Below are 26,834 nucleotides of genomic sequence, written 5' to 3' on the forward strand. Positions count from 1 at the left end.
AATATTTTTGGAGGAATACCCAAGTCTGGCTGAAGGGATCGGTCTTGAAAACCGACAGGAGCTTAACGGCTCGCGGGGGTTCGAATCCCTCTTCCTCCGCCATTAATATTAACGCGGGATGGAGCAGTTCGGTAGCTCGTCGGGCTCATAACCCGAAGGTCGGTGGTTCAAATCCGCCTCCCGCAATTTTATCATTTTGGTCCCGTAGTGTAGCGGTTAACACGCCTGCCTGTCACGCAGGAGATCGCGGGTTCGATTCCCGTCGGGACCGCCATTATGGTTCAGTAGCTCAGTTGGTAGAGCAATGGATTGAAGCTCCATGTGTCGGCAGTTCGACTCTGTCCTGAACCATTTTATTATACAAGCCGGCCTAGCTCAATTGGTAGAGCAACTGACTTGTAATCAGTAGGTTGGGGGTTCAAGTCCTCTGGCCGGCACCAGTTTTTGGAGGGGTAGCGAAGTGGCTAAACGCGGCGGACTGTAAATCCGCTCCTTCGGGTTCGGCAGTTCGAATCTGCCCCCCTCCACCATTTATATTTTATAGGGACATAGTTCAACGGTAGAATAGAGGTCTCCAAAACCTTTGATGTGGGTTCGATTCCTACTGTCCCTGCCATGGCGGCTGTGGCGAAGTGGTTAACGCATCGGATTGTGGTTCCGACACTCGTGGGTTCGATTCCCATCAGCCGCCCTTAATATTATTAATGGGCTATAGCCAAGCGGTAAGGCAACGGACTTTGACTCCGTCACGCGCTGGTTCGAATCCAGCTAGCCCAGTTAGTATTGGCGGCATAGCCAAGTGGTAAGGCAGAGGTCTGCAAAACCTTTATCACCGGTTCAAATCCGGTTGCCGCCTCCATGAATATGCGGGAGTAGTTCAACTTTTAGAACACATTCCTTCCCGGAATGAGGTATAGGTGTAAGTCCTATCTTCCGCTCCATATTTATAATCCCATGCGGGAGTAGTTCAACTTTTAGAACACGTTCCTTCCCGGAACGAGGTGTAGGTGTAAGTCCTACCTTCCGCTCCATATTTATAATCCCATGCGGGAGTAGTTCAACTTTTAGAACACGTTCCTTCCCGGAACGAGGTATAGGTGTAAGTCCTATCTTCCGCTCCATTTTTCTTCCAGATATGGGAGTTTTTTTTTACCCTTTTTTAAGTATACATAGTTTAGAAAATATATATTGAAATTTAGAGAATGGAAATATTTATGTATTTGTGTTGTTTTACCTTAATGATGTTTTTATACGATTGTGAATTGGTAATTTATGGGAATTAATGACTTTATTGTGGAATTTCTCTTAATTTATGATCGATTTAAATGCACTCAATAAGACATTGGACAACGTTTCGTTGAAAATGTTGGTGGTATTATATGATAGTCGCCGATACTTGTAACTACGAAAAAGAAATATGAAATAGGAGAGATTAAATAATGATCAGAACATTAATGAATTCAAAGATACACCGTGCACGAGTAACTGAATCTAATTTGAATTATGTAGGTAGTATTACTATCGATAAAGATATACTTGATGCTGTTGATATATTAGCTAATGAAAAAGTAGCCATTGTGAATAATAATAATGGGGCACGCTTTGAAACTTATGTAATAGAAGGGGAAAGAGGTAGTGGAAAAATTTGTTTAAATGGTGCTGCTTCACGATTAGTTGAAGTTGATGATGTCGTTATCATCATGACTTATGCTCAGTTAAACGAAGAAGAAATTGAACATCATGAACCAAAAGTAGCCGTTTTAAATGAATATAATGAAATTACTCAAATGTTACATGAAAAAGAAAATCAGACTATTTTAGAATAATTTATTTGAATCACACTTGTAAATTTTTAAGTGTGATTTTTAATTTGTTAAAAGGTGACACTAAAATAAGTTATAATGGTTAATAATACATCAAAAGTGTTATTATTACGCTATTTTGTTTTGTTTACTATTGACGACAAAAGCTTAGCGTAATATAATATATTTATGCTATTTCGAGTTGATACATTTTATATTTTGATGTATCAATACCAATTACCTGATAATATCAGGCCGGCGTGGCGGAATTGGCAGACGCGCGGGACTCAAAATCCCGTTCCTTCATTGGAGTGTCGGTTCGACCCCGACCGCCGGTATAACTAGGCTAACATTAGCCATCAACGGTAATAGAGAACCCCTTAACAAAGGGGGTTCTTTTTTTATACTTTGCTTTACTATATATAAAATTCAAATATTTTGGTCACTTTATGGACACAAGAGCTATTTTATAATGCTTTAGTCTGATTTATTTTTATCACAACTTCAGTTAATATAATAATTTCAGGTGACAACTTATGATGAGAACATCTATGATAACCGGTTATTTTTTCTTAATATTTATAATTGCGTTGTTATTTATATTCTTACTTGATGATAAATCTACAATCTATTATGGTAAGGTTGAAAATAATCAGGGCATTGTTAGTAATTTAGTTAGTGACAAAGGAGATATTATTGAACATCTAAAAGTGTCTGATGATTTGCAAGAAAGTATGCATGTGGGCGATTATATTTCTGTTAAACTTTCGAATAAAAAGAACAATATAATTAATGAACAACTAGTTGATGACTCACAATTATCTTCGAAGATACTATATCATTTAAATATATAATGTTGAAGTGAGATTTTTTTAAATCCTTTTAACTTCAATTGAAATCTATTTTAAATAATGCTGATCTACTCAAGTAGATCGGCATTTTATTTGTTGTATAGCTAGATTTTTCACATTAAATTAATCTTAAAAGTAAATATTGTGGTTTGATGTAAAATATAATATTATAAGTCTATTGTTATATTTGGAGGAAGAATATTAGATGGGAAAAAATATGTCAAAACAAACGAGTAATCATAGTGGAAAACAGTTTTTTAGTAATATATTACAGGCTGTAGGTACTGGTGTTGTTATTGCATTAATACCAAATGCCTTATTAGGTGAATTACTTAAATTCTTTAAAGAAGGTAATCAATTATTAGAAAGTATTTATCAACTCGTTGTATTAATACAGTCTTTTATGGCATTTATTATTGGTATTTTGGCAGCACATCAATTCCGATTTAATGGTCCTGGAGCAGCTATGATAGGTGTTTCAGCAATGTTAGGTAGTGGTGCTGTTAAAGTTACTTCAAATGGTTTCGTTTTAAATGGTATAGGGGATATTATTAATACGATTTTAGTAGTTATTGTAGCGTGTTTTTTATATTTAATTTTACAAAATAAACTAGGATCACTAGAGATGTTGATACTCCCAGTTTTGATTCCTGTAATTAGTGGAGTTGTAGGACTTTATACATTAGGCTATGTTTCAAAGGTTACAAAGGGTATTGGCCATGTTGTTAGTACATTTACTGAATTTAATCCTTTGATTATGTCTATATTGATATGTGTTACTTATTCATTATTAATGGTTACACCAATTTCTGTTGTTGCTATTGCAACTGCGATAGGTTTATCTGGATTAGGTAGTGGAGCAGCAAATATGGGTATTGTAGCAGCATGTGTGACGTTTTTATTTGGATCATTGAGAGTAAATGCTGCCGGTGTAAATTTAGTACTAATCATCGGAGCAGCAAAAATGATGATTCCTGTTTACTTTAAACATTTAATCATTGCAATACCTTTAATCATAAACGGCGTTATAGGTGGTATTGTAGCTTACTTTATTGGAATAAAAGGAACACCTATGTCGGCAGGATTTGGATATACTGGTTTAGTAGGTCCGATAAATGCTTTTAATAGGATGTCTGGAGACCCAACAATGAATATTGTATTATTAATCTTTGGATACTTAATAATTCCTTTTGTTTCAGCATTCTTTGTACATGAATTATGTAAAAAGTTTATTCATAGCTATACAGATGAAATATATAAATTTGAAATTCCTAAAAGTTAGTATTATAAGGTCTAATTTAATAAATTAGACCTTTTTTTATACACAAATATTGCATATTAACTCATTTTTATTTTATATAGGCTGTAGTTAGCGTTAATTAAAAATTAATATTGAATAATATTACGTTAATGTGTATAATAATAAATTATATAGAGAGGGGTTTAGAATATGAAACAACTAGGGAAGCTTATGTTAGTCTTTGTTGTATTCGTAAGCGCAATTTTTACCTACATAAATCCTGAGGCACAAGCAGCACAAGATGATCATTGGGAAAAAATTAAAAAGCGTGGAGAATTAAGAGTGGGGCTATCTGCAGACTATGCGCCATATGAATTTGAACATAATGTAAATGGAAAAAGTGAATATGCAGGAATTGATATAGAATTAGCAAAGAAAATAGCAAAAGATAATAATTTAAAATTAAAGATTGTAAATATGCAATTTGATAGTTTATTAGGTGCTATCAAAACAGGGAAAATTGATTTAATTATTTCTGGGATGACACCAACACCGGAGAGAAAGAAAGAAGTGGATTTTTCTGATCCTTATATGTCAGTTACTCAAAAGATGATTATTAAAAAGTCAGAAGCTGATCATCTTAAAACGATAGATGATTTTGCTAATAAAAAGATAGGTGTGCAAAAGCAAACACAGCAAGAAACAATTGCTCAAAATGAAATTGAAAATGCGCAAGTACAATCATTAACAAGAGTACCTGAAGTTATCATGTCACTTAAAAGTGGGAAAGTTGATGGTATGGTAATCGAAGGTCCAGTAGCTGAAGCTTATTTGAAACAGAATAATGATTTACAATTTGCTGATGGAGTCAAATTTAATGAAGGAACGAAGAATACAGCTATTGCAGTTCCAAAAAATTCACCAGTATTAATGAATAAATTAAATAGTTCAATAAAAGATGTTAAAGATAAAGGATTAATTGCGGATTATAAAGAAAAAGCAGCAGAAGCTATGAAAAAAGATGATGGGAACTTCATTACAAAATATGGTAGTTTCTTCCTAAAAGGGATTAAAAACACAATATTAATATCAATTGTAGGTGTGTTGTTAGGTACAGTATTTGGAGCAATGATTGCGTTGCTTAAATTGAGCAAAGTGAAACCATTAAGATGGTTAGCTTCTGCGTATATAGAATTTTTAAGAGGTACACCTTTATTAGTACAAGTATTTTTAGTGTATTTTGGTACTACTGCAGTATTAGGCTTAGATATTTCAGCTTTAATTTGTGGGATGATTGCGCTAGTGATTAACTGTTCAGCTTATATTGCAGAAATTATTAGAGCAGGTATCAATGCAGTTGATAAGGGACAAACTGAAGCAGCACGTAGTTTAGGGCTTAGTTACGGTCAAACAATGAAGTCCGTTATTTTACCTCAAGCGATAAAGAATATATTACCTGCATTAGGTAACGAATTTGTAACTGTTATTAAAGAATCATCAATTGTATCAGTAATTGGTGTTAGTGAGATTATGTTTAACGCACAAGTAGTTCAAGGTGCATCATTCGATCCTTTCACACCTTTAATTGTAGCAGCTATCTTATACTTTATACTTACGTTTACGTTATCTAGAGTAATGTATTTCTTCGAAGGGAGATTGAAAGTCAGTGATTAATATTAAAAACTTATATAAATCTTTTGGAAAAAACGAAGTATTAAAAGGTATTGATTTAACAATAGATAAAGGTGAAGTTGTAGCGATTATTGGTCCCTCTGGTAGTGGTAAAAGTACTTTGTTACGTTGTATGAATTTATTAGAGACACCAACGAGTGGAGATGTACTTTTTAAAGATAATAAATTAAATAGTAAACATACAGAATTAGAAAAATTAAGACAACAAATGGGTATGGTGTTTCAAAACTTTAATTTATTTCCACATAAGAAGGTCATAGATAATATCATTTTAGCACCTAGTTTATTAAAAAAAGGTTCACAGGCCAATTTGAAACAGGAGGCACAAGCATTATTGAAAAAAGTTGGATTAGAAGATAAAGCGGATGCTTATCCAGCACAATTGTCAGGTGGACAGAAACAAAGAGTAGCTATTGCAAGAGCGTTGGCAATGAATCCAGAAGTATTATTATTTGATGAACCAACATCAGCACTCGATCCAGAAGTAGTTGGTGATGTGTTGAAGGTTATGAAAGATCTAGCAAAAGAAGGCATGACTATGGTTGTTGTAACACATGAGATGAACTTTGCAAGAGATGTCAGTGATAAAGTAGTCTTTATGGCCGATGGTGTCATCGTTGAATCAGGTAATCCACATGAAATATTTGAAAATCAGCAGCACGAACGAACTAAAAACTTTTTAGCGCGTGTTCTATAAGTTAAATAAAAAGTAGTTAATACACAGGTTTAATTCTAGACCAAGTATTAACTATTTTTTTATTATAAATTTTAATAAAGTGAGATTTATAGACGTTCAATTTGATACGATTATGTTAAAATGTAGGATGTATGTTTTGATGTGGGGTGTAAAAAATCGATTTAAAGCAATTAAAGCAAGATGTTATTGACTATGCACATTCAATAGGTATAGATAGTATAGGATTTACGACGGCAGATCCTTTTGATGAATTGAAACAAAAGCTTGTAGATTACCATGCTAAAGGTTATGCATCTGGGTTTGAAGAATCAGATATTAATTTAAGAACAGAACCAAAGTTAACGTTACCTACTGCAAGATCTATCATTGCGATTGCTGTTGGATATCCAAATAAATTAAAAGGTGCTCCAAAAAGTGTTCGAGGAGATCGAAGAGGTATGTTTGCACGCGCATCTTGGGGTCAAGATTACCATTCTATTATGCGTAATAGGTTAGATAAATTATCGGAATATTTGCAGTCAAGAGTGAAAGATGTAGAAATCAAATCAATGGTTGATACGGGTGTCTTATCTGATAGAGCAGTTGCAGAAAGAGCAGGGTTAGGTTACGTTGGTCGAAACGGCTTTGTTATTAATCCTGATTTGGGTACTTGGACTTATTTAGGAGAAATGTTAGTTAGTATTCCATTTGAACCTGACGATCCACTGCTAGACAGTTGTGGCGAATGTACGCTATGTGTTGATCGATGTCCTACTGGTGCACTTGTAGGAGACGGGCAGCTGAATAGTCAAAAATGTATCAGCTTTTTGACTCAAACAAAAGGTTATTTGAAGGATGAATATCGTTATAAGATAGGTAATCGCTTATATGGTTGTGATACGTGCCAACAAGTTTGTCCTAGAAATAGAGGCATTAATACACAGCATGATGATATTGTGCTAGAACCAGAAATATTAAAGCCTAGACTTGTACCATTATTGAAAATGAGTAATAAAGAATTTAAAAATACTTATGGACATCTAGCTGGAGCATGGAGAGGTAAAAAACCAATACAAAGAAATGCAATTATTGCATTAGCACATTTTAAGGAAGAGTCTGCTATACCTGAATTACAGGATGTTGCGCTTGAGGATCCAAGACCAATGATTCGTGCAACGGCATATTGGGCGATTGGCCAAATACAAGGAGAACTAGCTAGACCATTTATAGAAGCACATTATGACAAAGAAATTGAAGAAGTCCAACAAGAAATGATAAAAGGACTGGAAATGAGGAGCGAATAACGGAATGACAAATCATATTGTATTATTTCAACCAGAAATACCAGGTAATACAGGGAGTATTGCAAGAACTTGTGCTGGTACATACACAAACTTACACTTAATTAAGCCATTGGGATTTAGTACGGACGATAAAATGCTAAAGCGTGCAGGGCTTGATTATTGGGATTCAGTCAACATTACTTATCATGAAAGTATTGAGGCATTTTTTGAGGCAACAGAAGGTACATACTATTTAATAACAAAGTTTGGCAAGAAGACGTATTCTGATTTTGACTTTACTGATATTGAAAAAGATCATTTCTTTATTTTTGGAAGAGAAACAACTGGTTTGCCCGATTGGGTTAAGGAAGAATACCATGAAACGGCGTTGCGTATTCCAATGAATGACAATATTAGATCATTAAATTTATCTAATACAGCTTCATTATTAATCTACGAAGCATTAAGACAACAAAATTTTCCTGATTTAATTTAATAATTTTAGTAAATGAATGAAAATATTGCTCGACATTTGTATAATAGACGTAAGACTTTGAAAATTTTTATAAATGAAATTTTTTGAAGGTATTCAAGGTTGTTTATGACTGTAACAACAAGGGTAATAAAAAATAATGCTAGAACGTGTCTGAATAGAATAAGAGGAGTGTAATTACTATGGCAATGAATTTTAAAATTTTAAAAAATGAAAACATTGTAGCTGAATATACAGCAGATATTTTAAGAAAGCAATTTAACAACAATCCTACAACAATTGCAGGTGTACACCTTTCTAAAGATAATTCACCAGTATTAGATGAATTGAAAAAGAATGTAGATAAACATGCAGTTGATTTTAGTCAAATTAATATTTTAGATTATGACAACAATAAATCATTTTATGAAGCTTTAGGCGTACCAGAAGGTCAAATTTATGAAGTATCTTTTAATGAGGATACAGAATCATTTATTGGTGACAAAATTAAAACGAAAGAAAACAAAGGTAAACTTATCACACAAGTATTATCTATTGATACAAATGGTAATTTAGATATTAGTGTTAGACAAGGTTTATTCTCTGCACGTGAAATTATTTTAGTAATAACAGGTAGTGAAAAGCAAGAATTAGTGCATAAATTATATGAAGAAAATGGTAAAACAAGTTTCGAGCCTTCAGATTTAAAAGCACATAGAATGGTAAATGTCGTTCTAGATGAAGCGGCAGCTCAAGGTCTACCTGAGGATGTTAGACACTACTTTACTGCACGTTTTGCTTAAAAGTATAAATGGGTGATGGAAATGACCGACAAAAATAAATTTTCAAAAAATCTAGAACATCAAGCAGATAATGAAATGGTTGATGATTACGAAGATATTGTTGAATTAGGAAAAGAAATGGAACAAATATCTGAACAAAATGATGAAGAGAAGTTAAATCAATCTCATGATTCAAAGGTGCGTTCAGATTTATCTGATGATGCTCATTAATTACTAGTTTAACTGATATTTTGTTAATAAAATGAACTAAATCCTACTAACTTTTATGTTGGTAGGATTTTTATATGTTGGCTATGACCTCGTTCATTTCTAAAAAAGTTATGCAATGTTAAATTTGAATATGTTATGATTAGAGCAATTCGATTTATTATAAGGAGATACGTACCTATGTTAAGTAAGTATTGGAAAGTTTTTATGATTAGTGCAGCCATTATAAGTTTAATTTCAATTAAAGGGTTTCCTATGGCAATAGGCGCACTATATTTACCAATATTATTCAAAATAATAAAGTTACAAATTAATTTATCTAAGGGATTAGTTGATCAAGTAAATGCTTCAACCTTTGTGAAAAGTAATCAAACTGGAGTCATTATTAGTGTGATATGTTGTATTTTAGTCACTGTGGTTTTATTTAAACCGCTGGGTTCATTTTATAACAGTTTAGATGGGATATTAGGCATATTAGTCTTGATTAGTCCAGCAACGATGATTATAGGTGCAATTTTATTAATTCTTACTGCGATTGGTGTTATTCAAGCTGCAAAAGCGCATTTTAAAGATATACAAATAGTTAAAGATTAAAGATAGCGAATAAATAAACGGCGTTATTTACATATTCAAATGTAAATAGCGCTTTTTTTTACAGTGAAATCTAGAATTATATTAATGATTAAAGGCAAATTAAAAGTTTATGAAAACGCTATATAATACGATTGCCCCAGTAAATTAAATAATGATATACTACAATTGAACATAGTAAAGATAAAGGGGAGAATTTGTAATGTCAGTAAGAATTGAACATGATACATTTGGTGAAATTGAAGTACCTGCAGATAAATACTGGGGTGCACAAACAGAAAGAAGTAAACGTAATTTTCCAGTAGGTAAAGAGCAAATGCCTATTGAAGTCGTATACGGATTTGCACAACTTAAAAGAGGTGCTGCTTTAGCAAATCACGAATTAGGAAAAATTTCTGATGCTAAAAAAGATGCAATCGTACATGCCTGCGATCGTATTTTAAACAAGGAATTAGATGAACATTTCCCTCTTGTTGTATGGCAAACGGGAAGTGGTACACAAAGCAATATGAACGTCAATGAAGTTGTAAGTTTTGTGGCTAATGCTTATTTAAAAGAGAATGGTAGCGATGAAACAATTCACCCAAATGATGATGTGAATAAATCACAAAGCTCTAATGATACATTTCCAACTGCAATGCATGTCGCATTGTATAATGAAGTTGAAACTAAATTAGAACCCGCTTTAAATAATTTACGCAACACATTTAAAGAAAAAGAAGAAAAATTTAATGACATTATTAAAATTGGACGCACACATTTACAAGACGCTACACCTATTAGATTAGGACAAGAAATTAGTGGATGGCGTTATATGTTAGATAAATGTGAAACATTGTTAAGTGAGTCAAAAGCTCATATTTTAAATCTGGCAATTGGTGGTACAGCGGTTGGCACAGGGATCAATGCACACCCTGAGTTTGGTGATAAAGTTGCTAAATTCATTTCTGAAAATACAGGCTATCCTTTTGTATCATCTGAAAATAAATTCCATGCGTTAACTGCTCATGATGAAGTTGTACAATTGCATGGTTCATTAAAAGCTTTAGCAACAGACTTAATGAAAATTGCTAATGATGTTAGATGGTTAGCATCAGGTCCAAGAGCTGGTTTAGCAGAAATTTCGATTCCAGAAAATGAACCAGGTTCATCAATTATGCCTGGTAAAGTGAACCCAACACAATGTGAAATGTTAACAATGGTATCTGTACAAGTTATGGGTAACGATACTGCAGTAGGTATTGCTAGTTCACAAGGGAACTTTGAATTAAATGTCTACAAACCAGTCATCTTACACAACACATTACAATCAATTTATTTATTAGCTGATGGTATGCAAACATTTAATGATAATTGTGCTATTGGTATTGAACCTATCGCAGAAAATATTGATAATTATTTAAATCAATCATTAATGTTAGTTACAGCATTAAATCCTCATATTGGTTATGAAAATGCTGCGAAGATTGCTAAAAAGGCACATAGAGAAGGTTTAACGTTAAAAGAATCAGCAATTCAATCTGGCTATGTAACAGAAGAACAATTTGAAGCATGGATAAAACCTGAAGATATGGTTGAACCAAAATAATAACATTATATAGAGTAAATTAAGCTACAACTATACTAACTTAAAGTAAGAACATAAATAAGTATCGATGAATAATAGAGCAAATCCGAAAATTTGGATTTGCTCTAAATTTTTTGTACAAAAATAATCGACAATTTCTATAGTGTGTTAATAGAAATTGTCGATTATTAATGTTTGAAAATTTATTCTACACAGTAATATTTGAATTTTTATAGGTAATAAATCAATTATAATTCATCATCTAAGCTAATAGAAATTTGTTCTTGTGTAAGTGGATGTGTAAATTCAATTTTGTAACTATTTAGTTGTAATTGTCTCAAAGTAGAGTCACCATATAATGGATCGCCGATTACTGGATGACCAATTTCAGCAAGATGAACACGAATTTGGTGTGTTCTCCCGGTATCTAGTTTTAATTCTAATTCACAAACACCTTCTTTAACCATTTTAGAGCTTAAGATATGTGTGATAGCACGTTGCCCAGTTGGTGAAACACGACGTCGATTTGAATGAAATTTATCTTTACCAATAGGTTTATCTATCGTTTGTGGCTTAATTGGTAATAGACTGTGAACATTTGCTTTATAAATACGATTAATCTCATTTTCTTCCAACATGCGATCAAGAATTTTCTTCATTAATGGATTTTTAGCAACAATTAATAATCCTACTGTTTCTTGGTCCAATCTATGTATAGGCTCTACATAGTCACTTTTGATAGTATAAATAACATGATTCATCAATGTGTTACTTTCTTTTAAATCATTTGGATGTGTTTTAACACCTTTAGGTTTCATAACAATTGCAATATCATCATCCTCAAAATAGATTTGAGCAAAGCGATAACTAGGTACGTAATTACTCTTTTCTTCTGGTGTAGGAATATAAGCGATATCACCAGTTTGTACCTTAGTCATTAAGGTTGCTGCTTCACCATTTAGTGTTATTTCTTTTGACATATTTAAATTATGCAAATCTTTTTTCGGTAAATGCAAACTTTGGAATATTTCTCTTAATGTTAATGCATTATATTTACTTGGGATTTCAAATTTCATAGTATCCTCCTCAATTTATCACTAATAATCATACCACATACGACTATTTAAAAATATTGTTCTTTTCAATTTCTCAAAATCTATTAATTTAAACGCTATGCTTGTGTAAATTTCAAGTCATAGCATAAAATAGGTAATATAAGTGATTTCGTAAAAAGAGGAATGGTTAAATGGAAAAACCAACGAGATTGGCATTATTAAAGGAAATTGCAGAGTTTTTAAATGAAGAAACTGAAACGTATACGATGCTAAATGGTGCGCTAAAGTCACTAATAAATGGTAGTGATTTTACTACTGGATGGATTTTCTTTATTGATGAATCAGGACAACATGAATTAGTTTCAGATATTGAATTACCGGGAGCATTATCCAAACATAATTGTAAATATATGAAGGAAGGTTCATGTTGGTGTGTAAAAGCTTATCATAATAAGCGCTTAACTAAGGCTTCAAATATTATAAATTGCTCAAGAATTAATCTTGCAAATCATGCATACCATGAAGAAACCAATGGTATTACACATCATGCTACAGTGCCTTTAAGATCAGGTGAAGAATTATTTGGATTATTAAATGTTGCAACACCACATACAAGTCATTATAGTGAGGAAGACTTGGAATTATTAGAATCTGTAGCTTTTCAAATTGGTTCTGCAATTAAGCGTATACTATTGACAGATCAAGAAAAAGAAGCGGCTAGAGTGAGTGAACGTAATAGATTAGCAAGAGATTTACACGATTCGGTAAATCAAATGTTATTCTCAGTAAAGTTAACAGCACATGCAGCCAATGAAATGAGTCAAGAATCTGTTTCAAAACAAGCTTTTAAAGTTATAGAAGAAACGAGTCAACAAGCTGTTAATGAGATGCGGGCATTAATTTGGCAATTAAAACCAGTTGGATTAGAACATGGATTAATTAACGCGTTGAAAAATTATAGTGATATATTACAAATTGATTTACAGGTCCATGTTGATGGTTTAATTAATTTACCTAATATGATTGAAGAAAATTTATATAGAATTATTCAAGAAGCAATAAACAATACTCAAAAGCATAGTAAGTCTAACATTGTAGAATTAATACTAAATCAACAAGGCGATTATATTGTTGTAACAGTGAAAGATAATGGTTGTGGCTTCGATGTACAAGCCACAAATATATACCAGTCTCATGGAATAAGTAATATGAGACAGAGGGCCAAAGTAATTGATGGCAAATTAAATATTATTTCTGAACCCAAAGTAGGAACTACGATAGAAATCAATGTTCCTTTGACGAATGTGAAAGGAAGTTAGACATGTACCGTATAATATTAGTAGATGATCATCACATTGTAAGACAAGGATTAGAATTTTTACTGTCTACAGTTGAAGATATAGAAGTAATTGGTGGATTTTCTGATGGAAATACATTTTTTAAGTATCTGGAGGAAAATGAATTACCCGATCTAGTGTTGTTAGATCTGGTAATGCCTGAAATGAATGGTATTGAAATTACCGAAATTATGAAACAACAATATCCAGAAGTTAAAATTCTGGTATTGACGAGTTATGTAGATGATGAACATGTAATTTCAGCAATCGATAAAGGCGCAGATGGATATGAAATGAAAGATGTAGAACCAAAACAGCTAATTGAAACGATTAAAAGTGTTATAGCTGGAGAAAAAATAATTCATCCTCAAGCACAGAGTGTTATTGAATCAGTAAGGAAAAAACCACATTTTACAAATAAGTTATCAAACAGAGAGTCAGAAGTGTTGAAGGAAATGGTTAAAGGTAAAACAAATAAGGAAATTGCAGAAACCTTATTTGTTTCAGAAAAGACTGTAAAAACACATGTCAGTCATATATTTAGTAAATTAGAAGTAGGAGACCGAACACAGGCTGCCATTTATGCAATGCAAAATAATTTGATTTAAAGTACAAATTATACTTGTTAAAAGTTGTTCTATATTTTATAAAAAATAATATTCAGTAAGTGAAAGCGAAAAAGTAGTAATCCATCAATGTTTATACGGATTACTACTTTTTGTTGGTTATTCGATTTAGTTTCCAATTACTTATTAGTAAGGAAATGAGATAAATAAAAATATTAATGCTTAAAATTTTTCACTATATTCTAGAGGATCAATTTCAGTTTTTCTGATACTAGACCCTTTTTCATATAGAAAAATAATCGAAATCATTAAAATTATAAGTGCAATAATTGCAAAATTTTTACCTAAATTAGTTAAGTTAAATATTGATAATAATACAATAATCGCAATAACTAAACAAAATAGTAAAAATGCTAAAATCATCAATGTTAATCCCATATTAGTTACTTCCTCTTAATTTTATAATTAAGATTATATAACTTTGCAAAACATATTGCATTTGAAAATTTGAAAATAGTATATAATTACTATTATTTTTTGTGGAATAATATACTGAATTCTATCATGCTGTTCAAACATTGATGGTAATAGGAATGGATATTATAGCATGATGTTAGTTTTAATTTTTAACTTATAGTGTTAGTAAATGAAAAATAGCAACATGCAATTTTATTTTTTTATTTTTATGAAAAAATACTTTAATTTGTGTATATTTACTATATAATGAAGAGTAATAAAGCAAAGGGGATGTTGCTATGAAAACAAAAAATCTTTCATTAAGGATTGTTATTGCTTTGGTATTAGGTATCACTGCAGGATCAATTTTTAATATGTTTGAAGGTTCAGCATTTGTAACTAATATTGATAAGTACTTTTTTAATGTTATTGGACAAATCTTCTTGAATTTAATATTTATGTTAGTTGTCCCAGTCGTATTTGTTTCTATTGTATTAGGTGTAGTTGGAGTAGGGGATCCAAAGTTATTAGGTGGTATTGGATTAAAGACTATAACATTCTTTTTAACCACAACTGCGCTTGCAATTATTATTGGTATCGCACTTGCACTTATATTTAAACCAGGAGCAGGGAAATCAGAATTATTGAAGAGTGATGATGTTTCAAGTTATCAACAAACATTAAATAAGCAAAATGAAGCACAAGATTCACCAGCGAAGCAAACTTTTGATCAAACATTAATTAATCTGTTTCCAAAAAATCCAATTCAGGCCATGACTGATGGAAATATGTTGCAAATTATAACTTTTGCGATATTTATAGGTATAGGAATAATTATGGTAGGTTCTAAAGCTGATGCGGTTTACCGGCTATTTGATCAGACAAATGAAGTCTTGATGTTTATAATTACAATGATTATGAATTTATTTGCCCCAATTGGGACGTTTGGTTTGGTTGCTCATGCATTCACTGGTGCAGGTTTCGGTGCAATTCAACAACTCGGCATGTATTTCTTTATCGTGTTGTTAGCATTAGCAATTCATTTCTTTGTCGTTTATGGTGCAGCGGTAAAATTCCTTGGAAAGTATAGTCCTGCCAAGTTTTTTAAAGGTTTTATACCTGCTATTACACTTGGATTTAGTGCTTCAAGTTCGAATGCTGCCTTACCAGTTTCCATGAATTGTACGAAAAAGATGGGAGTTAGACCAGAAATCGCTTCATTTGTACAACCACTTGGAGCTACAATCAACATGGATGGTACCGCAATTATGCAAGGGGTCGCAACAATATTTATTGCACAAATTTCAGGTGCCAATTTAACATTCGGACAATTAATTACTGTTGTTATTGTGGCAGTAGTGGCATCAATTGGTACAGCCGGTGTACCAGGGGTTGGTTTAATTATGTTAGCGATGGTATTAAACGCAGTCGATTTAAACCCTGCAGCTATTGGTATAATATTAGGTATCGACAGATTGCTTGATATGACACGTACATCAGTAAATATAACTGGGGATGCAGCTTGTGCGTTAATCGTATCTAACTCTGAAGAAAAGAAAATAGCTAAAGTAAAAGGCGCTGCTAAACCATAATGTACTTTTGCTAATAGCAAATTAAGTTAACAATTGAAAGTGTTTTAAAATGTTAGCCAAGAACAACAGCAAAGCTAACTATGAAACAAACTTTAAACAGACTATGTTGTTAAAATATCATAGTCTGTTTTTTTTAAAATTAAGCAATTCACGTCGAAATCTACCTTGATTAAACAGAGATATAAGTGGGTAGCGTAAAGTGAGGTGATGTACGATGTTTGAAAAATTATTAAGTTCTTTTGGCGTTAGTAACTTAAAGGTTGATACTAAAGTAAAAGGGGATAAATTTAATATACATGGCCAATTAACTGGAACAATATATATTAAAGGAGGGTCAACTGAAGAAGTGATTGATAAAATTGAACTGACTTTAATTGAGAAAATAGAGAATAGCGATACTACGAGTGATTTTCAAATTTTAGAAAATGAGGTTGAACGGTTTGAAATTAAAGAGTTAATTAAAATAGGTGAAAAGGAAAACTATAAGCAATCATTCACCTTTAAAGTAAATACTAATGATTTAAAACATCGTCCTAAAAAATTAGTGTTAAAAACACATGTCTATCTTGTGAGTTCAATAGATAATTATGATGAAGATGAAATAAAAGTTGTATATCGTTAGTTCAGTTTAAAAAAATAGAAAAAGCGGCTTAATCCAGTAAATGAATTAAGTCGCTATTTTGTGTTTAGTTGTTTTAGTATAAATTTTTATATATCGTAATTTGTGATAGGTTGATACCTTGAGCAAAAACACTTACATAAAATCAGCAAAATGGTCTCTATAACGCATGTGCAATAATGATCCTACAATAAACAAAATAAGTACTAACACTACATTGTAAATAGCGATATGCCAATGAGTCAGAAAGTACCATTCATGGTGTAGTACAGCAGCTCTATAGCCTTCAGCTAAAAAGTAAATAGGATTAAATTGCATTACCTTTTCAACAATTACATTATTAGGTAAGTATAATATAGACGATACAAAGAAAATTATTCGCATCAGAGACTGCATAACCATTTGAGTATCTCTAATAAGTACTCCTAAAGTAGATGTAACTAATGCAATTGACATAGTCAATAATAAAGAAAATGGAACATAGAGTAATAACTGTAATGTATAAATACTGGGGTGATAACCTCCAAAGAAACATATCATCATTACCAATATTAGTAACCCAAGATGTCCATAAAATCGACTGACTACGATATAACTAGGTATGATTGAAATAGGAAAATTCATTTTAGCAACATGATTGAACTTTGAAGCAATTGCTTTCGTTCCTTCCAATACACCTTGATTTACAAAGAACCACATACTAATACCAACTATTAGCCAATAAATAAACGGCACGCCTTCCATGAGGCGATTACTTCTAAAGCCTAAGCCAAAGACAAACCAATATACAGCGATTTGCATAGCCGGATTTATCAGTTCCCAAGCAATGCCTAAATAATTACTGTGATTAGATATACGTAATTGAAATTCTGCTAATCTTTTTATTAAGTAGACATTTTGAAAATGTTCTTTAAAAACAGTCCAAACTGCATTCATTGATAAAAACTCACTTTCGTTTAACTTCATAAACAATTATATTATAAAAATTCAATAATTGAAATCAGAGTTCATTTAGTTAACCATTTAAATAGAAATTAGCATCTTATAAACTAAGTGTATTTATAAATAAAAGGTTAAACTTATAGTGATTAAATTAATTAGTCGTTAACTTTTTATATTGAGTAATAAAGTGCTGTGCATCTGATTTATTTATTTGTTTAAAGCGCCATACATCATTTTCGTTATCTATAATAACCAATTTATGTAAAATAATGCCTCTTTGTAGTTGTATTTTATTAATTTCACTCAACAAGAATGTATCTTTAACTTCATTACCTTTAACCATTCCAGAAGCTTTAAACTTAATATGATCCGAATATAAAATTAATTCTCCAGGAATAGCTTGTGTCGTAAAAATTTGAAGTGCTACATAGATTGAAATAATCGGTTTATTCGTCATCATCACTTAATCAACTCCATTCTTTATTCAACATTATAATTTATTATGTAAGTAAGGCAATGTAAAAATAATATATATTACGTCATTTATTTATAAAAATATAAAGACGTTCAAAGGTTGTTCCTATTAAAGTGTAAGATTATAATATGATTATTATATAAAAAGTGAAGGGGCATAAAGTGTGAAAAAACAACATATTCGTAATGAATTTAGTAATAAAGGACAATATAATTATGAAGAGCAAAGACATTCGAAAAACAGTAATTCCATAACTAAATTAGTAATGATTATTATTGCAAGTCTTTGTTTTTTTCTGATTGTAATTGGCATTTTATTTGGCGCATACCGGTTTGTAGCAGGTAGTTTAAATCATAATAATGAAGATACTAAGCATCATACTCAAAAGAGTAAAGTAGCATCACCAAAAATTGATGTACTTTCTCAAGATTTTCATGATAATTATATGAATCATAATCATGTAAAAGGATATAAAGGCTTTGAAATAGGCGCAAGTAAAAAATCAATTGTAGCGAAATATGGTAAGGGTGAAAAAATAGGTAGAATAAATGATCAAAATGTATTGAAATACGGAAATTTAGGTGTTTCATATAAAGATAATAAAGTTGGACATATTTTTGTAATTCCTAAAGATACAACGATCCAATCATTTATTAGTTACCACGGTCAAGCTACTAATATAGATAATTCCGGTATATATACATTTGACGACAATAAGCAAAATGATTTTATGATCAAAGTATATGTCGAAAATAATAAAATTAAAGGTATTGAAAATATTAAGGCAACAGATAATCAAGTAGATTTTAGTGATGGTGTTAAAAATGAATCAGAAGCAAAAGCTGTTGCAAAAAGAGTGTTAGGATTTAGAAATATTAATATTAATGTAGGTTCGGTTAAAGATGATGGCTCTGTATATAAAGTAAAATATGGTAAAGAGGATGAAGCGGACCAAAATAGGGTCTTAAACATTAGGAAAACAGATGGTCTAACAACAGGTGACACAACTGCTAGTAATTAATAGTAGGTATATATTAACGTTAAATATAATTACAAAAAGGAAATAGACTAGATACCAATAATTTTGATCAAAGTATTAGCGAAATATTAGTATTTAACATGTTTTTGTAATAAAGCTACTAGAGAACTTGTCAGTAAGTGAGTTTATATTAACTCATTTACTGGCTTTTTTTATTAGACTTTGTATTGAATAGCACGCTTACCAAGTGCTAAGTCGAACCAAAGTATCGATACACATCCAATACTGAGAACTAATTCGAAGCAAGTGTTGAAATCCCATACTTTTGTTCCACAAAAATAAATTTTCTAAGATTGTAAAACGGTCTTGAGTAAGAAATGTTAAAGTACTCATAATTTTAATAACAATGAAAATTACGTTCTGTTGAGTAAAAATTAACGATATAATTTAAATTTGTAACTTGGGCAAGATAAATGGATGTAAATCAATGATTTAAAATGGTCAGGTGATGTAAAAACCTTATCAACACAATAAATTACAATGTGAGGAAATGTTACGTTCATTTATTTAAGAATCACTTATGTCAAAAAATATTACAATTTATGTAATGTATATTCACACAAATTTTATTTTTACATATTTTTAATATATGATGTATTCAATAAAGATAAAATCTTTATTAATAGCTTTTTATAGTAAAAAGATACCTGTTTCAAAGATTAAGGGAGGTAGTTCTATGACAGTTATTAAATCTTGTCTCTTTTCATTATCGCAAAATAGTAATATAAATAAATTAGCAACTAAAATGGGACCAAAAATAGGAGTTAAATCTTTTATTGCTGGCACTACTTTAGATGAATTAGAAATGAATATTGTGCGCTTAAATAAACAAAATATATCGGTAACTGTTGATAATCTAGGTGAATTTGTCTATTCAGAGGCAGAAGCTTACAATGCCACTTATCGCATAATTAAAGTTATAGAAAGAATAAATGAGCAAAATTTAAATGCTCATATATCTTTAAAGTTAACACAAATTGGTTTAGATATTAATTCAGAAATTTGCAAACAAAATTTAATGCACATTTTAGCAAAAGCCAATGAAGCACATATTTTTATAAATATTGATATGGAAGATTATGGTCATATTCAATCAAGTTGGCAAATAATTGATGACTGTGAGCAAGTTTTTAATAATTTTGGAACAGTAATTCAAGCCTCTCTACTAAGAGCAAAAAAGGATCAACGTGAACATAAGCATTTAAGACTAAGAATTGTTAAAGGTGCATATAAAGAAACCGAAAAGGTTGCATATCAAACATCTAAGGAGATTGATATTAATTATTTAGAATTATGCAAATCACATCTACAAGAGGGGAAATTTACCTCAATCGCTACGCATGATTATGAGTTAATAACTAAATTGATTCGATATATTGAACGAAATGGAATTTCAAAATCGAATTTTGAATTTCAAATGCTTTATGGATTTAGAACAAATCTGCAACAACAATTGGCACAACAAGGTTACCAAGTATGTGTATATATGCCATATGGCAAGGACTGGTACGGTTATTTTATGAGGAGATTGGCTGAAAGGCCACAAAACATTAATTTAATAATAAAACAATCGCTCAGCAAATTTTGGTTAAAGGGAAGACTTTAGCGTTGGCTTTTACGAGGAAATTATTGGATAGTTTTTCATAAATTAAAGAAAGTGGTGTAAACCATGTCAAATATATATTATACGGATAATGACACTAATAACTTAGATTATTGTTTAGCACCAAAAATATTAATGTATACGGACTATTACATTAATATGAGTACCAATGCTTTTAAATTATATATTTTTTTACATGATAGATTAAAAGTAAGTATTCAAAAAGGGCTTAAAAATAATAAAAACCAATACTACACCCACATGTCTATAGCAGAAGCTGAAGCACTATTTCACTGGTCAAAAGTAGAGTTTGAGCAATTAAAGCAAGAATTAAAGTCATATAATTTATTATGTGAAGTACTTAGTGAGCATCACAAAGAAAACCTACTATATTTAAAAAAATGTAAATGTTCGCAATTAGAGCATAATAATTATGAAAAAATGTTAGTTCATTCAAATTAGTATTATTGACTTATCAATGCATGTTAAAAATAAGCAGTACTGATAATTTAGTAACGTAGTGTTTATTAAATTATATGAAAGGGTCTTATTTTTTAATGCATCTTAAAGTGAAATTATCATTTTTAGATCGTATTGTGGCGTGACTCCTGAGGGGACAAGATAAAAGACTAGAGACTGAAGCTCCCCCTAGAAAAGCGAGCCAATAATACGAAAACTTTAATAAAAAGCACTCAGATAATTCATTCATCTGAGTGCTTTTTTTGGTCTTAATCTCCATAAACCGTTAAAATTTTAGATTCTGTAAAGTCTGACACTCTTATGAAATAGTATAGAAGACAAACTATGCTTGTGTAACATATGGAACATAAATAATAGGCATATTATAGGATATTAAAAAACAATTAAGGGTTAGTTTCTTTAACTAGCTTTACCGAAACGATAGTGGACAAGTAAATATGGTCAAAAATAATAAAAACCAATTTTTATACATCATAGAAGTACTATATGCTCTTTCGACAAATAAAGAATATTATATTTGTTTTAGTAAATATGATTATTTTAATTAATATTTAATAGAGAACATTTGAATGAAAACGTTATATTCATCGTATACATTTATAAAAACAAAAAAATGTATTGGAAATAATTTGAGATAGTGATAATATGTTTTAGTGTCATTTTCCACATATGAAAATATATGTTTTTGATAAATTTTTGAATGATATAATTTTGATAGATATAAAACTTTGAATTTTGATGAAAGTCCTGAAAAATGATTTTATATTACATTTTATTTTAGTTGTGTTGAAATTAGGGAATATTTTAATTCATACCAAAATATTATATAAATTCTTTTAATAACGGGAATAAACATGTTATACATCGAAGTAACTGGGAAGTTATAAAAGTGAAATATAGATAATTAAAATTATGTCTCTTTGCAACTACGATATTTAAATTATTAAATATGAATAGGAGAGATGTTAATGGGGATACTATATAACGTAAAGAACTTATTAATTAAAAAGTTTGATTGTATAGATCTATATGATAAAGGTCATAAGATTGAAATTGTTTTTAAATATAAAAATTTCATCTTACCTAAGGAATCAGGTTTTGAGCTAAGAGTTCAAAATAAAAAGACTGCTGCTAAATTTCGAAAAGCTAAACTCAATCATTTAGTAATGGAAGTGGATAAAGCGGATTTAGTATTTCAAGAATATGAGCCTTTTTTGAAATTGAATTTATATTATAACAATGAAAAGTTATGGGTTAAGAATACTGTAGAAAATGAGTTATACCTTTCTTTAGATAACGTACTGTGTAAATTTAAAACGGGCAAAGATATGTTTATTAAAAAGGTCAATGAATCTCAACTATTTTTAAATAAAAATGTTAAAAGTAGAGCATATATTGAAGGTTCCAATTTGATTTTTAATACGAGCAAAAATATTAATTTCAACCAATTACTGTTGGTAAAAGAATCAGATAATATTTTAATTGATATAAAACAGATTGGTGACGCTCAATTTACAATTCCAATTGAGAATATCGAATCACTTGTTATGCAAGAATTTGATCGAGTATTTTTAATCAAAGATGACGTTGCCTATAGGGTTAAATTTAATGATGAATATGAGTTTAATTTATATCACTATCATATTCAAATAAATGATAGACAATTCTATGTGTATCACAAAATATTGAACGTTTCTAATATTGTTATTAACGAGGCGCCTAACAAGACCGGCTATATAGTTAAAATTAATAAAACTGAAACAGAACCGATAATCAAATTCGAAAATTTAGTTTTAATGAATAATGAAAATCATACAATTGAAACTTATCCGGTAAGAACATTTGATGATCATCTAACAGCGAAAATACCTTTTGAGACATTGACTGAAAATGCATCTAAAAAGAAACTATATATTGAAGGTATTGAAATTGATGGAGATACGGAACGAAGTGTAATTTATAGCATACGCGAACAATATGCTGATAGGGCCGTTTATCAATCAAATATTAGTATTAACAATCAGTATTATATTATGGAATTCTATTCTAAAAGAGGCATTGAAGTATTATATAGGAAGCCTTTTTTCAAAAATGGAATAAACTATATTAAAAATGATAAAATAAATTTCTTCATTAAAGCGGATGATTTATATTCACATTGTACATTTACGCTATCATTTGAAGATAGATACACGAATGATTATGTTGAATATCAAATTGATGTTGGTGAGACTGAACTAAAATTAGATTATGAAGCAATAGATCAAATAGTATCAAAATCAAAAACTGTTGTGGACTTATTTATTAATATAAAAGAAGAGGACACAATTGTAAGAAAAGAAAAAATACGATATAGAACCGTTAATTATAAGAAGGATGCATTTTTCTCGCAACATGTATTTGATTCAATAAATGAACGGGTATTTTATTTAAGCACAATTACGCCATTCAAAAATATAAAATTAGAGAGATTTTCTATTACAAAAGAACAAATGAATGTTATGAATGCCGCTAAAAAAGATAATAATACTTGGTTGATTTCTGAAAGATTTGATACTGCTCAAGATAATGGCATTGTGTTCTTTAAATGGTTGCAGCAATATACGAATATTGACGCTTATTATGTAATAGATACGGAATCAGCAGATTATTCAAAAATAAAAGATTATGATAATGTTTTAGAGTTTGGTTCGTTGAAACACTTTGAAATTGCAAATAAAGCAAAGGTATTAATCTCAACACACGATTTAGAAAATGTACTTCCATATAAGCCTGCGAAAGGTTTTTATGGTTATGAGCATACATTGAAAGTATTTTTACAGCATGGTGTGTTAGGTCGTAAAAATGTTGAATATCATAAAGCATTTTATGATTTGCCATTTGATATGTTTAATGTAAGTAGTGAAAGTGAGAAGCAAGACGTTGTAGTTAATCAAATGGGATACGCTCCACAAAACGTATATGTGACAGGATTGTCGAGATTTGATGAACTACCAATTAACGAAGATAATCAACAAATTAAAAAGGTATTAATTATGCCGACATGGAGAGACTGGTTGAATAGTGATATTGCCTTTGAAAATAGTGAATATTTAGAGAGATATTTGAATTTAACAAAAAATAGAGAGCTAAATCAATTAATTGAAAATAACAATATAGAGATTAATTTTTATCCACATTATAGAGCGCAGCATTATTTCAAATTATTCTTAACGAATAACCATATTAGAGTGAAATATGTAGAGTTGGGTGAACGTACGGTACAATCATTGTTAATTGAACATGACTTGTTAATTACCGACTATAGCAGTGTGAGCTTTGACTTTACTTATATGAATAAACCAGTAATATTCTATCATTTCGACGTTAAACGTTTCTTTAGAAAAGGAATTCTAAGACCGATTCATGAAACATTCCTTGGAGATATTGTAAATGATGAGAAAAGTTTGGTGACTTTAATTAAATCATATGTTGAAGGAACAAATGATGTTAAACCGGTTAATAAGCAATCTATCTTTACAAATATTGACCAAAGTAATAATTTAAGAATTTATGAAAATATATTACAACGCTTAGAATCAGAAACAGAAGCTAATTTCAATAATACACATTGATATAGGATAAGACAGAACGAATTTAAACCAGCCTACTTAAAGCAATCGAGTGGGTTGGTTTTTATATTTCAAATCGTTTAATACATAATAGAAAATAAACGAAATTTTTTAAGTATAAATGGTCGTTAAAATCTTCTTAATTAGAAAAAAAGCGAGTTAAAGGGGAGGAATACGTATAAAAAAACAAATATATTGAAAGTGATCAATAACAAGTAATATAAAATTGTATGGATAATTATGCATATATGTATCAAAGAATATACAGCTTTACAATAATATGATAGTGGTTAAACTTAGAAAATTTTTTTATATTATCAGGGTTTTTCAAATAGTTAAATATTAATTTTAACTAAAACAATATTATTACTAAAAAGAATGCGCTTTAAATCATTTAGTTGGCAATATTTTTAATGTCGAGATTCAATTTAAATAAAAAAAGACCTCGCCAGACATTGATATTAATATCTAGCGAGATAGACAATTTATTATAAAACAGTGTCACAACTCATGTATTTATTCCAATTAATGAATAGTGAAATGCATAATTAAACAGTTGTGTTATATTTAATATTGTTCGAATGTAGATTTAAGCAAATACAATTGTTTTGTTGCCTTCAGTGACAATGACTTTATGTTGTACATGTAACTCAACAGCTTGAGCTAAGACACGTGATTCTACATGACGGCCAATTTTACGTAAATCTTTAACATTATATCTGTGGTTAATTCGTGTAACATCTTGATCAATTATTGGCCCTTCATCTAAATCAGAAGTAACATAATGGCTTGTAGCACCAACAAGTTTTACACCACGTTCCCAAGCTTGTTTATAAGGATTTGCCCCGATAAACGAAGGTAAGAATGAGTGGTGAATATTTATAATTTGATTTGGATAGTGACTAACAAAGTTATCTGTTAATATTTGCATGTATTTTGCTAAAATGATTAATTCTACTTCATGTTGCGCACAAATATCTAAGATTTTTTGTTCAACTTCTTCCTTAGGTTGTGTGCTTGGTACATGGAAGAAAGGAATATTGAAAGCATCAGCAAAATGCTTATTATTTTCATGGTTACTTACAACACAAACGATTTCGGCAGGAATTTCACCACGCTGTACTCTTAATAATACTTCGTTAAAAGCATGGTCTTCTTTAGAAACAAATAATGCAATTTTTGTTTTTTTACTATTATCAAATAATTCAAATTCGATATTATTGTCTTGCAACTCTTGTTCTAAGGCGTGTTTCAATGTATCAACCTTTTCAAACTCAAATCTTAAATATAATTTACCTTCTGAATCTTGATCACTATCATATTCTGTAAAATGATCAAGGTGTAAAATATTTGAATTATGTTTAGCAATAATGTTGGTAATGAGTGACGTAATGCCGACTTTATCTGAACAAGTTGCTAATAATATGTATTTATCTTTCATTTATATGGACACCTCAAATTTTAAAAGTAATTCAAATTATAATGAAGATTCTGAATAAAGTAAATCAATATAATTGTATTTTGCAATTTTATAAGAAATTAATTTTTGACTGTACGAGACGTAGTGAATTAGGCTATAATAATTATGGTCTTTTTACTTCAAAAAAGTAAAAAGTAATCAGAATGAGATGTTACATAATGAATTAATACGCTTTCACAATGCCTGTTGTCGCTTGTTAAGGCAATATTGGGAATAAGATTGATTATTTTGATAATTTCGCCAATAATTAAAAACAATGAAAATTTCATTTCACTCTTTTATTTTATTAAAATTTATATTAAGATGTAATTTGTGTTTCAAGAAGCGTGTATTTTTGCAATTTCTTGTGTCCGGATAAAATATTCTTTTATGAAAGGTAGATTAAAGTAATGGAT

24 protein-coding genes and 14 tRNA genes are annotated in these 26,834 nt (G+C 30.3%); 33 read left to right on the forward strand and 5 right to left on the reverse strand.

All coding sequences use genetic code 11. From position 1 onward, the window contains the following. Positions 1 to 9 precede the first annotated feature (9 nt). The 25 genes from ACF91D_RS27850 (at position 10) to fumC (ending at position 11,205) form a co-directional block, all read left to right on the forward strand. A tRNA-Ser gene (locus ACF91D_RS27850) sits at positions 10 to 102 on the forward strand. Positions 103 to 112: 10 nt separating this feature from the next. Continuing rightward, positions 113 to 186, forward strand: a tRNA-Met gene (locus ACF91D_RS27855). 12 nt (positions 187 to 198) lie between these two features. Continuing rightward, positions 199 to 274 (forward strand) — tRNA-Asp (locus ACF91D_RS27860). Positions 275 to 278: 4 nt separating this feature from the next. Next, positions 279 to 351 (forward strand) — tRNA-Phe (locus tag ACF91D_RS27865). A gap of 13 nt (positions 352 to 364) precedes the next feature. Further along, positions 365 to 440, forward strand: a tRNA-Thr gene (locus ACF91D_RS27870). Between the two features lie 6 nt (positions 441 to 446). Beyond that, positions 447 to 530: transfer RNA gene (locus ACF91D_RS27875), tRNA-Tyr, on the forward strand. Between the two features lie 12 nt (positions 531 to 542). Continuing rightward, positions 543 to 616 (forward strand) — tRNA-Trp (locus ACF91D_RS27880). A 2-nt stretch (positions 617 to 618) separates the two neighbouring features. Then, positions 619 to 691, forward strand: a tRNA-His gene (locus tag ACF91D_RS27885). A 14-nt stretch (positions 692 to 705) separates the two neighbouring features. Then, positions 706 to 777: transfer RNA gene (locus tag ACF91D_RS27890), tRNA-Gln, on the forward strand. Positions 778 to 785: 8 nt separating this feature from the next. Beyond that, positions 786 to 859, forward strand: a tRNA-Cys gene (locus tag ACF91D_RS27895). 7 nt (positions 860 to 866) lie between these two features. Further along, a tRNA-Gly gene (locus ACF91D_RS27900) sits at positions 867 to 941 on the forward strand. A gap of 15 nt (positions 942 to 956) precedes the next feature. Then, positions 957 to 1,031: transfer RNA gene (locus tag ACF91D_RS27905), tRNA-Gly, on the forward strand. A gap of 15 nt (positions 1,032 to 1,046) precedes the next feature. Then, positions 1,047 to 1,121: transfer RNA gene (locus ACF91D_RS27910), tRNA-Gly, on the forward strand. A gap of 318 nt (positions 1,122 to 1,439) precedes the next feature. Then, positions 1,440 to 1,826 (forward strand): aspartate 1-decarboxylase, encoded by a 387-nt coding sequence (gene panD / locus ACF91D_RS27915; protein WP_042740060.1) that lies wholly within the window; start codon positions 1,440 to 1,442, stop codon positions 1,824 to 1,826. A 230-nt stretch (positions 1,827 to 2,056) separates the two neighbouring features. Further along, positions 2,057 to 2,140, forward strand: a tRNA-Leu gene (locus tag ACF91D_RS27920). A 198-nt stretch (positions 2,141 to 2,338) separates the two neighbouring features. Next, entirely contained in the window at positions 2,339 to 2,656 is a 318-nt protein-coding gene (locus tag ACF91D_RS27925) for a hypothetical protein (RefSeq protein ID WP_107527727.1), read from the forward strand. Between the two features lie 214 nt (positions 2,657 to 2,870). Next, positions 2,871 to 3,935, forward strand: a complete 1,065-nt coding sequence (locus ACF91D_RS27930) for a PTS sugar transporter subunit IIC (protein WP_042740040.1) — start codon at positions 2,871 to 2,873, stop codon at positions 3,933 to 3,935. A 168-nt stretch (positions 3,936 to 4,103) separates the two neighbouring features. Beyond that, on the forward strand, positions 4,104 to 5,567 hold the full coding sequence (locus ACF91D_RS27935) for an ABC transporter substrate-binding protein/permease (protein WP_107527726.1): 1,464 nt from the start codon (positions 4,104 to 4,106) through the stop codon (positions 5,565 to 5,567). Beyond that, on the forward strand, positions 5,560 to 6,282 hold the full coding sequence (locus tag ACF91D_RS27940; protein WP_107589521.1) for an amino acid ABC transporter ATP-binding protein: 723 nt from the start codon (positions 5,560 to 5,562) through the stop codon (positions 6,280 to 6,282). The genes ACF91D_RS27935 and ACF91D_RS27940 overlap by 8 nt, the downstream gene beginning before the upstream one ends. 155 nt (positions 6,283 to 6,437) lie before the next feature. Beyond that, positions 6,438 to 7,565 carry a tRNA epoxyqueuosine(34) reductase QueG gene (queG, locus tag ACF91D_RS27945; protein WP_107527613.1) on the forward strand — a complete coding sequence of 376 codons (1,128 nt, stop codon included), beginning with the start codon at positions 6,438 to 6,440 and terminating at the stop codon, positions 7,563 to 7,565. Between the two features lie 4 nt (positions 7,566 to 7,569). Continuing rightward, positions 7,570 to 8,040 carry a tRNA (uridine(34)/cytosine(34)/5-carboxymethylaminomethyluridine(34)-2'-O)-methyltransferase TrmL gene (gene trmL, locus ACF91D_RS27950; RefSeq protein ID WP_107527614.1) on the forward strand — a complete coding sequence of 157 codons (471 nt, stop codon included), beginning with the start codon at positions 7,570 to 7,572 and terminating at the stop codon, positions 8,038 to 8,040. Positions 8,041 to 8,219: 179 nt separating this feature from the next. Continuing rightward, the gene (locus tag ACF91D_RS27955; RefSeq protein WP_042740006.1) at positions 8,220 to 8,819 is read left to right on the forward strand and encodes a sugar phosphate isomerase family; all 600 of its coding nucleotides are present in this window, start codon (positions 8,220 to 8,222) and stop codon (positions 8,817 to 8,819) included. Positions 8,820 to 8,840: 21 nt separating this feature from the next. After that, the gene (locus ACF91D_RS27960) at positions 8,841 to 9,029 is read left to right on the forward strand and encodes an SAS053 family DNA gyrase inhibitor (protein WP_107527615.1); all 189 of its coding nucleotides are present in this window, start codon (positions 8,841 to 8,843) and stop codon (positions 9,027 to 9,029) included. Between the two features lie 177 nt (positions 9,030 to 9,206). Continuing rightward, the gene (locus ACF91D_RS27965; RefSeq protein WP_107527616.1) at positions 9,207 to 9,620 is read left to right on the forward strand and encodes a hypothetical protein; all 414 of its coding nucleotides are present in this window, start codon (positions 9,207 to 9,209) and stop codon (positions 9,618 to 9,620) included. Positions 9,621 to 9,819: 199 nt separating this feature from the next. Continuing rightward, positions 9,820 to 11,205, forward strand: coding sequence for a class II fumarate hydratase (gene fumC, locus ACF91D_RS27970; RefSeq protein ID WP_042740009.1), 1,386 nt, complete (start codon positions 9,820 to 9,822; stop codon positions 11,203 to 11,205). Positions 11,206 to 11,432: 227 nt separating this feature from the next. On the opposite strand, the gene ACF91D_RS27975 is transcribed toward fumC, so the two are convergent. Beyond that, on the reverse strand, positions 11,433 to 12,260 hold the full coding sequence (locus tag ACF91D_RS27975; protein ID WP_042740010.1) for an RluA family pseudouridine synthase: 828 nt from the start codon (positions 12,258 to 12,260) through the stop codon (positions 11,433 to 11,435). A 170-nt stretch (positions 12,261 to 12,430) separates the two neighbouring features. Here ACF91D_RS27975 and ACF91D_RS27980 point away from each other — a divergent pair, with 170 nt between their 5' ends. Both ACF91D_RS27980 and ACF91D_RS27985 read left to right on the forward strand, forming a co-directional pair. After that, on the forward strand, positions 12,431 to 13,558 hold the full coding sequence (locus ACF91D_RS27980; protein WP_107527617.1) for a GAF domain-containing sensor histidine kinase: 1,128 nt from the start codon (positions 12,431 to 12,433) through the stop codon (positions 13,556 to 13,558). 2 nt (positions 13,559 to 13,560) lie between these two features. Then, positions 13,561 to 14,184 (forward strand): response regulator, encoded by a 624-nt coding sequence (locus ACF91D_RS27985; RefSeq protein WP_042740012.1) that lies wholly within the window; start codon positions 13,561 to 13,563, stop codon positions 14,182 to 14,184. Between the two features lie 180 nt (positions 14,185 to 14,364). Here the strand turns inward: ACF91D_RS27985 and ACF91D_RS27990 are convergent, their stop codons facing one another. Beyond that, positions 14,365 to 14,580 carry a hypothetical protein gene (locus ACF91D_RS27990; RefSeq protein ID WP_042740013.1) on the reverse strand — a complete coding sequence of 72 codons (216 nt, stop codon included), beginning with the start codon at positions 14,578 to 14,580 and terminating at the stop codon, positions 14,365 to 14,367. 317 nt (positions 14,581 to 14,897) lie between these two features. On the opposite strand from ACF91D_RS27990, the gene ACF91D_RS27995 reads away from it, so the two are divergent. Together ACF91D_RS27995 and ACF91D_RS28000 are read left to right on the forward strand one after the other, a co-directional pair. Further along, a complete protein-coding gene (locus tag ACF91D_RS27995; RefSeq protein WP_392438106.1) occupies positions 14,898 to 16,190 on the forward strand; it encodes a dicarboxylate/amino acid:cation symporter in 1,293 nt (430 codons plus the stop codon). Between the two features lie 214 nt (positions 16,191 to 16,404). Next, positions 16,405 to 16,812 carry a sporulation protein gene (locus ACF91D_RS28000; RefSeq protein ID WP_107589523.1) on the forward strand — a complete coding sequence of 136 codons (408 nt, stop codon included), beginning with the start codon at positions 16,405 to 16,407 and terminating at the stop codon, positions 16,810 to 16,812. A gap of 132 nt (positions 16,813 to 16,944) precedes the next feature. Here the strand turns inward: ACF91D_RS28000 and ACF91D_RS28005 are convergent, their stop codons facing one another. Continuing rightward, entirely contained in the window at positions 16,945 to 17,745 is an 801-nt protein-coding gene (locus tag ACF91D_RS28005; protein WP_107513468.1) for an ABC transporter permease, read from the reverse strand. Between the two features lie 157 nt (positions 17,746 to 17,902). Continuing rightward, entirely contained in the window at positions 17,903 to 18,211 is a 309-nt protein-coding gene (locus ACF91D_RS28010) for a hypothetical protein (protein WP_107589524.1), read from the reverse strand. Positions 18,212 to 18,389: 178 nt separating this feature from the next. On the opposite strand from ACF91D_RS28010, the gene ACF91D_RS28015 reads away from it, so the two are divergent. From ACF91D_RS28015 to ACF91D_RS28030, 4 genes are all read left to right on the forward strand, one after another. Next, positions 18,390 to 19,247: a hypothetical protein gene (locus tag ACF91D_RS28015; protein WP_107528059.1), complete on the forward strand. Its 858-nt coding sequence runs from the start codon at positions 18,390 to 18,392 to the stop codon at positions 19,245 to 19,247. A gap of 694 nt (positions 19,248 to 19,941) precedes the next feature. After that, positions 19,942 to 20,871, forward strand: a complete 930-nt coding sequence (locus ACF91D_RS28020) for a proline dehydrogenase family protein (RefSeq protein WP_119624624.1) — start codon at positions 19,942 to 19,944, stop codon at positions 20,869 to 20,871. A 63-nt stretch (positions 20,872 to 20,934) separates the two neighbouring features. Then, on the forward strand, positions 20,935 to 21,330 hold the full coding sequence (locus ACF91D_RS28025) for a replication initiator protein A (RefSeq protein WP_042740018.1): 396 nt from the start codon (positions 20,935 to 20,937) through the stop codon (positions 21,328 to 21,330). Positions 21,331 to 22,316: 986 nt separating this feature from the next. Beyond that, positions 22,317 to 24,962 carry a CDP-glycerol glycerophosphotransferase family protein gene (locus ACF91D_RS28030; RefSeq protein ID WP_182475625.1) on the forward strand — a complete coding sequence of 882 codons (2,646 nt, stop codon included), beginning with the start codon at positions 22,317 to 22,319 and terminating at the stop codon, positions 24,960 to 24,962. A gap of 586 nt (positions 24,963 to 25,548) precedes the next feature. On the opposite strand, the gene purU is transcribed toward ACF91D_RS28030, so the two are convergent. Further along, on the reverse strand, positions 25,549 to 26,400 hold the full coding sequence (purU, locus tag ACF91D_RS28035) for a formyltetrahydrofolate deformylase (RefSeq protein WP_107528095.1): 852 nt from the start codon (positions 26,398 to 26,400) through the stop codon (positions 25,549 to 25,551). Positions 26,401 to 26,834: the final 434 nt, after the last annotated feature.

It is taken from the genome of Staphylococcus sp. 231237_7MaSpsaltlick (genome assembly GCF_043107035.1).

Bases quoted from the DNA above. Each gene is read 5' to 3' on its own strand.
- ACF91D_RS27985 (WP_042740012.1), top strand. From the start codon at position 13,561: ATGTACCGTATAATATTAGTAGATGATCATCACATTGTAAGACAAGGA.
- panD (WP_042740060.1), top strand. From the start codon at position 1,440: ATGATCAGAACATTAATGAATTCAAAGATACACCGTGCACGAGTAACT.
- ACF91D_RS27925 (WP_107527727.1), top strand. From the start codon at position 2,339: ATGATGAGAACATCTATGATAACCGGTTATTTTTTCTTAATATTTATA.
- purU (WP_107528095.1), bottom strand. From the start codon at position 26,400: ATGAAAGATAAATACATATTATTAGCAACTTGTTCAGATAAAGTCGGC.
- ACF91D_RS28025 (WP_042740018.1), top strand. From the start codon at position 20,935: ATGTCAAATATATATTATACGGATAATGACACTAATAACTTAGATTAT.
- fumC (WP_042740009.1), top strand. From the start codon at position 9,820: ATGTCAGTAAGAATTGAACATGATACATTTGGTGAAATTGAAGTACCT.
- ACF91D_RS27990 (WP_042740013.1), bottom strand. From the start codon at position 14,580: ATGGGATTAACATTGATGATTTTAGCATTTTTACTATTTTGTTTAGTT.
- ACF91D_RS28010 (WP_107589524.1), bottom strand. From the start codon at position 18,211: ATGATGACGAATAAACCGATTATTTCAATCTATGTAGCACTTCAAATT.
- ACF91D_RS27930 (WP_042740040.1), top strand. From the start codon at position 2,871: ATGTCAAAACAAACGAGTAATCATAGTGGAAAACAGTTTTTTAGTAAT.
- ACF91D_RS28005 (WP_107513468.1), bottom strand. From the start codon at position 17,745: ATGAATGCAGTTTGGACTGTTTTTAAAGAACATTTTCAAAATGTCTAC.
- trmL (WP_107527614.1), top strand. From the start codon at position 7,570: ATGACAAATCATATTGTATTATTTCAACCAGAAATACCAGGTAATACA.
- ACF91D_RS27975 (WP_042740010.1), bottom strand. From the start codon at position 12,260: ATGAAATTTGAAATCCCAAGTAAATATAATGCATTAACATTAAGAGAA.
- ACF91D_RS27965 (WP_107527616.1), top strand. From the start codon at position 9,207: ATGTTAAGTAAGTATTGGAAAGTTTTTATGATTAGTGCAGCCATTATA.
- ACF91D_RS28020 (WP_119624624.1), top strand. From the start codon at position 19,942: ATGACAGTTATTAAATCTTGTCTCTTTTCATTATCGCAAAATAGTAAT.
- ACF91D_RS27980 (WP_107527617.1), top strand. From the start codon at position 12,431: ATGGAAAAACCAACGAGATTGGCATTATTAAAGGAAATTGCAGAGTTT.
- ACF91D_RS27935 (WP_107527726.1), top strand. From the start codon at position 4,104: ATGAAACAACTAGGGAAGCTTATGTTAGTCTTTGTTGTATTCGTAAGC.
- ACF91D_RS27995 (WP_392438106.1), top strand. From the start codon at position 14,898: ATGAAAACAAAAAATCTTTCATTAAGGATTGTTATTGCTTTGGTATTA.
- ACF91D_RS27955 (WP_042740006.1), top strand. From the start codon at position 8,220: ATGGCAATGAATTTTAAAATTTTAAAAAATGAAAACATTGTAGCTGAA.
- ACF91D_RS28000 (WP_107589523.1), top strand. From the start codon at position 16,405: ATGTTTGAAAAATTATTAAGTTCTTTTGGCGTTAGTAACTTAAAGGTT.
- ACF91D_RS28030 (WP_182475625.1), top strand. From the start codon at position 22,317: ATGGGGATACTATATAACGTAAAGAACTTATTAATTAAAAAGTTTGAT.
- ACF91D_RS27960 (WP_107527615.1), top strand. From the start codon at position 8,841: ATGACCGACAAAAATAAATTTTCAAAAAATCTAGAACATCAAGCAGAT.